The organism is Streptomyces sp. L-9-10, from assembly GCF_004151105.1.
Classification (GTDB): Bacteria; Actinomycetota; Actinomycetes; order Streptomycetales; family Streptomycetaceae; genus Streptomyces.
Map to the genome: position 1 here is coordinate 1 of NZ_PHRF01000155.1, position 7,967 is coordinate 7,967.

6 protein-coding genes and 1 pseudogene are annotated in these 7,967 nt (G+C 71.4%); 2 read left to right on the top strand and 5 right to left on the bottom strand.

What is annotated here, in order from left to right:
* Positions 1 to 133: 133 nt before the first annotated feature.
* The 5 genes from CU044_RS32145 to CU044_RS32160 form a co-directional block, all read right to left on the bottom strand.
* Entirely contained in the window at positions 134 to 1,633 is a 1,500-nt protein-coding gene (locus tag CU044_RS32145) for an AarF/UbiB family protein (protein ID WP_240045979.1), read from the bottom strand.
* 113 nt (positions 1,634 to 1,746) lie between these two features.
* Positions 1,747 to 2,100 (bottom strand): polyhydroxyalkanoate synthesis regulator DNA-binding domain-containing protein, encoded by a 354-nt coding sequence (locus tag CU044_RS38900; protein WP_165372028.1) that lies wholly within the window; start codon positions 2,098 to 2,100, stop codon positions 1,747 to 1,749.
* Positions 2,097 to 2,429: a hypothetical protein gene (locus CU044_RS38905; RefSeq protein ID WP_165372029.1), complete on the bottom strand. Its 333-nt coding sequence runs from the start codon at positions 2,427 to 2,429 to the stop codon at positions 2,097 to 2,099. The genes CU044_RS38900 and CU044_RS38905 overlap by 4 nt, the downstream gene beginning before the upstream one ends.
* A gap of 261 nt (positions 2,430 to 2,690) precedes the next feature.
* Positions 2,691 to 4,061 carry an aminotransferase class V-fold PLP-dependent enzyme gene (locus CU044_RS32155; protein ID WP_129772264.1) on the bottom strand — a complete coding sequence of 457 codons (1,371 nt, stop codon included), beginning with the start codon at positions 4,059 to 4,061 and terminating at the stop codon, positions 2,691 to 2,693.
* Positions 4,062 to 4,254: 193 nt separating this feature from the next.
* Positions 4,255 to 4,578 (bottom strand): hypothetical protein, encoded by a 324-nt coding sequence (locus tag CU044_RS32160; RefSeq protein ID WP_129772265.1) that lies wholly within the window; start codon positions 4,576 to 4,578, stop codon positions 4,255 to 4,257.
* Between the two features lie 504 nt (positions 4,579 to 5,082).
* Here CU044_RS32160 and CU044_RS32165 point away from each other — a divergent pair.
* Positions 5,083 to 6,537, top strand: a pseudogene (locus tag CU044_RS32165) (1-deoxy-D-xylulose-5-phosphate synthase); the annotation flags it as partial.
* Positions 6,538 to 7,044: 507 nt separating this feature from the next.
* The coding region (locus CU044_RS32170; protein ID WP_129772266.1) for a terpene synthase family protein at positions 7,045 to 7,967 on the top strand (923 nt) is incomplete at its 3' end.

Sequence of the window (7,967 nt, forward strand, 5' to 3'; positions counted from 1 at the left end):
CCAACCGGCCCCTACACGAAGCAAGTTCATTCGCCCTCATACCATCAGGAAACCACCAAGACGACCACTTGCCCAGAGACGTAACAAAGCCCTACTAGCGCGTGTTGCGGGGGTGTCCGGCGACTGTTCGGGGTTACCTTCTGCGGCTGCTCCAGATGATGGCGGCGGCCAGGATGAGTGCTGGGCGGGTGTGGTGCGTGTGGGTGGAGGGCCGGCCGCGGCCGGACGCGGCTCCGTTTGCCGCAGGGCGCGGGGTGGGGTCGTGGTTCGCGAGGTTGCGCAGGATTTCGCGTGCCTGCTGGAGGCTTCCGGGGGCGGCGATCATGAGTTCGAGTGCGGTGCGGGCGGCTTGCTGTTCGGAAAGGGTCTCCTGGGCGAGGCCGAACATGATGGTGCGCAGGTTCTCTCCGAACACCTCCGTGATGGACAGTTCGGGGCACAGGTGGCGGATGGATCCTTCGAGGTTGGCGAAGGATTTTCCGAGGAGGGCGATCACGGGGCTGGACTGGATGCCCCGGCGGGTGGCGTGGGTAAGGACGGCGGTGAGGGTGACGCCGAAGTTGAGTTCCTCCAGTGAGGCGGAGGTGACCTTCGGGACGAGGGCGGCCATGTCGGTGCGGAAGCCCGGCAGGTCGGCCCAGGGGGTGGGGTGTCCCATCTCGGTCCAGGTCTTCGCCAGCCCGGTGCCGTCGTTGGCGGCCACGTTGAGCAGGGCCAGGACGAGGCTTCTGCTGACGTTGGCCTCGACGCGGCCGGCCATGCCCCAGTCGATCAGATGGGCCGGGTGCCCGGGGGCGACGAAGATGTTTCCCGGGTGCGGGTCGGCGTGGAAGTAGCGGTCGAGGAAGAACCCCCGGAACATGAACGCCATCAGGTCCCGCCCGATACCGGCGCGCTCGTCGGCCGTGAACGTCTCGGGGTCGGCGTCGCGGATCGATGTGCCGGGTGCGAGGGACTGCACCAGGACCCGCCGTGTCGGGTCGAGCAGGACGAGGGGGACGGTCAGGTGCTTGTGCTCCTCGGTCAGGCGGCGGGCCATGCCCATGTTGGCGGCCTCCTTGCGGAAGTCGCTCTCGCCCTCCATGGCGTCGAAGAGCACCCCGAGCATGGCCGGCAGGTCGATCACCGTGGTGAACCGGGGTGCGGCCCGGGCGATCATGCGGGCCGCCCGCCGCAGGACGGCCATGTCCTGGGTCATGACCGTCTCCACGCCGGGGCGCTGGATCTTGACCGCGGCCGGTGTGCCATCGGCCAGAACGGCGCGGTAGACCTGGGCCAGCGACGCCGCCCCGAGCGGCGTACTGGTGTCGATCTCGCGGAATAGGCGTGGCCAGCGGGCTCCGAACGCTTCCACCAGGACGGGCTCGAACATGTGGAACGGCACCGGGGTGACCTGGTCGTGGAGCTTCTCGAACTCTTCGATCATCGCCGGGGGCACGAAGTCGGGGCGGGTGGAGAGCATCTGCCCGACCTTGATGTAGAACGGCCCGAGCGACTGCAGAGCCTCGCGCACCGTCCGCGCCCGCTCCTGCCCCTCCTCCCCGGTATCACCGCCGCCGCGCCTGGACCGGCGCGTCTCTTCCACGAGCAGACGGCCCAGCACACCGGCCACGTACCGGGCGCGAGCGGACACACGTCCTCCAAAGGCAGTCACGCACGATCGGCACCGGGGAACCTCCGCGCGTCGGAGGCGGGCCGCCGTCGCCGGCCCCGGCAGTGCCCGGGACGCCCCTACGTGGTCTCCGCCTACGCGTTCCGGCCGGGAGGCGAGCCGTCGCCGGCCGCATCGGACAGCGGCCCCGCCATGCCCGACGACCGGCCGGCCGCCCGAGCCGCCATGGGCACGGCCGCGGAGAGAGCGGTGAGAAGCACCTGAGCGAGAACCTGGTAGGTGCACTCACTGCGGCTCTCGCCTTCCCTGACCCGGAAACGACGACCGCGCCGCACATCGTCGGCCAGCTCCTCCACAGTGACCGGGCGACGCGTGAGCGTGTCGAACAGCCGCCCGCCCTCCGTTCGGACGAGGTGGCGCTCCGCGTCCGTGCCCGTCGGAGGGTTGGGGGACACACCGTCCGTACCCGTACCGGTCCGCACGGTCACCCACGTGCCGTCACCGGGGACCGCCCTCCCACCGGCTCCTGCCCGGACGGGGTGGCCTCGGCCAGACGGCCGATCCTCTCCTCCATCGCGGCCAGCTCCGCCCACAACCGCTTGAGTTCCTCCACCCGGGCCTGTGCGCTCCGGACGTCTTCGCGGGTGCCGGTGGTGTCCTTGTCCTTTTCGTCCTCCAGGAGGACGAGGACCGTCTCCCGGGCCTTGCCGTCCACGCGCGCCGCGCAGTCGAGGAGACCGTAGGCGCTCTCCCCGGCGCCGTCCATGACGGCGCCGACGAATTTGATGATGCCGCGACGCGGCCAGGTCTCACTCATGACAGGCTGCTCCTTCTGCTCGGGTCCGCCGTGAACGACGGCTCTGGCGACTGGCGTTCGTCAGCTTTCTGAGTGCCCACTCCGAGCCTGGTGACAACCCCGCCCACAGGGCGTGCGGGAGCACACGCAACGCCCCACACGACCGCCCGCCGGAAAACGCTCCGCACACGCGCCCGTCGGTACGTTCTCCGTCGTGGACCGCCCAACCCCCCACGCCTGGCGTCCACTCGGGGCCATGAGCGGCACCCCCGCCCCGCGCCCTCAACAGCCGTCCCTCGGTGCGAGCCCCTCCACATCCGGCTCACGGTCGCGGTAGGTCTCCTCCACGAAGGCGAGGAAAGCATCTACGTCCGCCGCGTTCGACGCGATCCCCACCGACACCCGTACCGCGCCCGCGGACGCCAGCCCCAGCCCGTCGAGGTACTCCTCGATCGTGCGGGCATGCCGCCGTGCCAGGGACCGCAGGAGCGGTACATCGAGCGAGAAGGCCGCCTCCACGGCACCCGGATTGCAGAAGCAGCCCGTGCGCAGAGAGATGCCCTGGCGGCCACCGTCCCGGGCGACCACGCGTTCGTCCACCACCCGGCCACGCACGTCCAGGAGGTTGAGGGCGACGGTGCCACCGCGCCTGTCACACGAGGCGGGCCCGTACAGGCGCACCAGGGCGCTCCCGTCCGAGTGGCGCAGCGCGCCGAGCCCGGCGAGCAGCCTCCCGGTAAGAGTGGACACGTGGGTGTGCACGGCGTCCATACCGATCGCGTCGATCCACCGGAGACCCGCCGTGACATCCGGTACGGAAAGGAAGTTGACGGTGCCGTCCTCGAAGGCGGCCTCACCGTCGGCCATTTCGTGCCAGCCGGCGCGGGCGCTGGCGATCCGGATGGTGCCGCCGGCGAACCAGGGCCGTCGCAGCCGTGCCAGTGCCGTGCGCCGCGCGACGAGGCAGCCGATCCCGGTCGGGTAGCCGAAGACCTTGTACCAGCTCACCGCGATGAAGTCGGGTCGCACCCGGGACAGGTCCAGACGGTTGGCCGGGACGAACGCCGCCGCGTCGAGCAGTGTGTCGTAGCCGCGTTGACGGGCCTCCTCGACCCACTCCAGCGGATGCCGCACCCCGCTGAAGTTGCTCTGCGCGGGAAAGGCGAGGAGTCCCGTGCCCGGCCGCACCGGGCACAGAGCGCGCACCATCCGCTCCGGGGAGACGCGCAGGTCCGGCCCGAGCGGTACGTACTCGACCGCCGTGCCGGAGGCGCGGGCGTACTCCCGCAGGCCGTTGACGGAGTTGTGGTTGTCCATGGGCAGAACCAGGCGCCCGCCGGAGGAGAACGGGTAGGCCTCACCGACGAGGCGCAGCGCGCCGGTGGCATTGGCCGTGAACACGGCGGCGTACTCGGCGGAATCGGCGCCGAAATGCCGCAGCACAGCGCTCCTCGCCTCGGCCAGGAGCGCTCCTGAGCGGCCCGACGTCGGGTTCTGCGAGTGGGGGTTGCCGAAACACTCCTGGGCGACGCGACCGGCGTGGGCGCGCACCAGGGAACGCGGCGGCAGCCCGGCCCCGGCGTGGTCGAGGTAGACCTGCGCCCGCTCGTCGAGGTAACCGAACTCCGCCGCGCGCAATCCCGCTGTCACCATGGTGTCGCACCCCGCTTCACGGCCGCACGGTACGACGGGATCCACCGCCCGCGCCCGGCATCACTTCCGTGCTTCGGGAGCGGATCCGCCGGCTTCCGCGCCGCCCGGAATCGCGGCCGGCGGTCCGATCCGCACCTGCGCGGAGGGCATCACAGGCCCGTGGCACCCGCCGTACCGGCACTGGCCCGCGCGGTCACACATGTGTCCCCGGGAAATGGCCCCCCGCCGGGTCCTGCGCGGACGGGGTGGCCTCGGCCAGGCGGCTGATCTTCTCCCGCAGCGCGGCCAACTCCTCCCACAACCGGCGCAGTTCCTCCCCCTGGGGATCCGGACCCCGGGCGGCCTCGCGGGTGCCGGCGGTGCCCTCGCCCTCGTCCAGGAGGACGAGGACCGTCTCCCGCGCCTTGCCGTCCACGCGCGCCGCGCAGTCGAGGAGACCGTAGGCGCTTTCCTTCGCGCCGTCCATGACGGCGCCGACGAATTTGATGACGGCGTGACGCGGCCAGGTCTCACTCATGACAGGCTGCTCCTTCTGCTCGGGTCCGCCGTGAACTACGGCTCTGGCGACAGGTGTTCGTCAGCTTTCTGAGTGCCCACTCCGAGCCTGGTGACAACCCCACCCGGAGGGCGTGCGGGAGCACGCGCAACCCCGCACACGACCGTCCGCCGGAAAACGCTCCGCACACGCGCCCGTCGGTACGTTCTCCGCCGCGTACCACCTCACCCCCACGTCTGCCATCCACCCGGGGCCGTGCGCGACACCCCGCCCAGTCCGGGCGGACGGACGAATCACGGCGGGCGTACACGGCGGGATTCGCACGCCCGGGGCGTACACATCTGGCGCATGCATACGTCAAGTGCGCCTTCGTGCTCTCTACCCGGGGAGGTGGGGCTGGGGCGATCCTGCGAGGGGACGTAACGAATATGCAGGGGCTGCTCCGGCAGACCGCGGAATCGGTGCCGCAAGTGAGGCTGGTGTCGTGTGACCACTGTCGTGTCCCCTCCCCCCACGGCCCGGCCGATGCTGGAGACGGTGGACGGTCCCGCCGCGCTGCGCGCACTCGCGCCGGCCCGGCTGCCCGCGCTGGCGGCTGAGATCCGGGCCTTCCTCGTGGAGAAGGTGTCGGCGGCCGGGGGACATCTGGGGCCGAACCTGGGTGTGGTGGAACTGACGATGGCTCTGCACCGGGTCTTCGACGTCACCGCGGGTGACGTCCTGCTGTTCGACACCGGGCACCAGGCGTATGTGCACAAGCTGCTGACCGGACGCCGGGACAGATTTGACGTGCTGCGCCAGGAGGGCGGGCTGTCCGGCTATCCCAGTCGCGGCGAGTCGGCGCACGACTGGATCGAGAACTCGCACGCCTCGACCGCACTGTCGTACGCGGACGGCCTGGCCAAGGCCCGTGGCCTGTCGGGGGAGGCGGGCACGGTGGTGGCGGTGGTCGGCGACGGCGCGCTGACGGGCGGCATGGCCTGGGAAGCCCTCAACAACCTGGGCGCGGGCGGGCGTGGCAGGGGGTACGGGCCGGCCGAGACCGACCAGGCCGACCGGCTGCACGCCGTGAGCCCCGCCCCGCCCGCTCAGGTACCCGCCCCGACGGGCTCCGGCCGGGGGTCGTGGACGTCGTTGTTCTCCCGCGCGGTGCTGGAACTGGGCGAACAGCACGATGAGGTGGTGGCGGTCACGGCCGCGATGTCCGGGCCCACCGGCCTGGCGCCGTTCGCGGAAAAGTTCCCGCGGCGGTTCTTCGACGTGGGGATCGCCGAACAGCACGCGGTGACCTCGGCGGCCGGGCTGGCGATGGGCGGCCTGCATCCGGTGGTCGCGGTGTACGCGACGTTCCTGAACCGGGCGTTCGACCAGGTACTGATGGACGTCGCGCTGCATCGGCTGCCGGTCACGTTCGTGCTGGACCGGGCCGGGATCACCGGCCCCGACGGCCCCTCGCATCACGGCATGTGGGATGCCTCGCTGCTGTCCCTGGTTCCCGGGCTGCGTCTCGCGCTGCCACGGGACGGCGCCCGGCTGCGGGAACTGCTGGCCGAGGCCGTCGCCTGCGCGTCGGGGCCGACCGCACCGCGGTTTCCCAAGGGAGCGGTGGCACAGGATGTTCCGGCGCTGCGGACCCAGGGCACGGTGGATGTGCTGGCGGAGTCGGGGATCCGTGATGTGCTGCTGGTCGCCTACGGTCCGCCGGCCGCCGCGTGTCTGGAGGCAGCCGCCGCTCTGGCCGCCCGCGGGATCGGGGTCACGGTCGTCGATCCGCGCTGGGCCCTGCCGGTCAGTGCGGCCCTGGCGGACCTGGCCGCCCGGCACCGGCTGGTGGTCACCGCCGAGGACAGCTCGCGCACCGGCGGTCTGGGCAGCGTGCTGGCCCAGGATCTCGCCGACCACGCGGTCACCACCCCCCTGCGCACGCTCGGGCTGCCAAGGGCGTTCATCCCGCACGGCGAGCGCGGCCCCCTCCTGGCCCGGGCCGGGGCTGTCCGCCTCGCGGATCGCCTGCGCGGTTCTGCGTGCGCGGGCCGGCGAACCCGGCCCACCCGACCGCTGCTTCGACGGGAGTGCGGCATGACCGCCGTCGAAGCGATGATCACCGGCTCCGCGCCGCCCGACGAGCACGGGACGGCAGCGCCCTGCGGCCCGCCGCCACCACAGCACCGGGCAGTCTCGCCACCTCCGTGGCCACCCGCATGTCGTGGCCAAAGGAACCGTGCGGACATGACAGCCCAGCCGACGCCCATACTCTCGGCGTGAACCCGCGAGCCCACTCGGCGACCTCGCACCCGGCAGGGCCCGCGCACTGCCGCACCACCTGACCGTCACACCGGCCGGCCGGACCGCTCCGGCGGCCGTTGAACGCACGGCGCCGGCCGCGGTGGTCCGTCCCGAGCCTCGCCACCGGCACCCCACTCGGCCACGTCATACGGGCCCGCGGGAACGCCGCCCCCATCACTCCACACCACGACGGAGTACGCCATGCACCCGATCCCGGACACGACCGCCCCGCAACTGCTTCAACTGCCGCCGCTGTACTGCCCCATCGACGCGGCCGCTCACCCCGAGCACGACAGCATCGACCGCGATTCCCAGATCTGGCTCGACCGCTACCGCCTCTACACCAGCGACATCGACCGGGCCTGGGCCATCGCACGAAACTGCGCAGAGGCGATGGGCCGTATCTATCCCCAAGGCATCGCCGACCGCGTCGCACTCACCGCCCGATGGCTGCACTGGATCTTCTACGTCGACGACGTCCGCATGGAAACCGCCGTCACCCCCACCAAGCTGGTATCGGCGATCGGCCTCACCAGCCACCTGCTCCGCGTCATGGAGTCCCCGGCCACGGAGCCGACGGCGGATCAGACCGGCCCGGTCGCCGCGCTGCAGTCACTCATGGTCTCGGTACAGGCCGTCGCCAGCCCGACCCAGCTGTACCGGTTCGTCGAGGCGCACCGCAAATGGTTCCACTCCATCCTGTGGGGAATGGCCAACCCCGCCCCCGCCGGCCTGGACGAGTTCCTGCACCTGCGGATGCTGAACGCCGGCGGCGCCGCCAGCCTGTCCTGGTCGGAGATCACCACCGGCGAGGAGATCCCCGGCGCCGAATTCCACTCCCCCGCCATGCGCGCACTCCAGGAATCGTCCTTCCTGATGATGGCCCTCGACAACGACCTGCTCTCCTACAACCGCGAACTGCTCGTCGACGGAAGCACCCGCAACATCGTGATGCTGCTCTCCCGGCTGAACAACTGCCCGCCCGAACAGGCCGTCCACCAAGCCGTGGCCTTGCGGGACCGCCTCACAACACTCTTCCTGAGCCTGCGCGAGCAGGAACAGCCCGAACTGAGCGCCCCCGCAAGGGCCTACGTGGCGGACCTCGGCTACGCGATCCGCTCCAA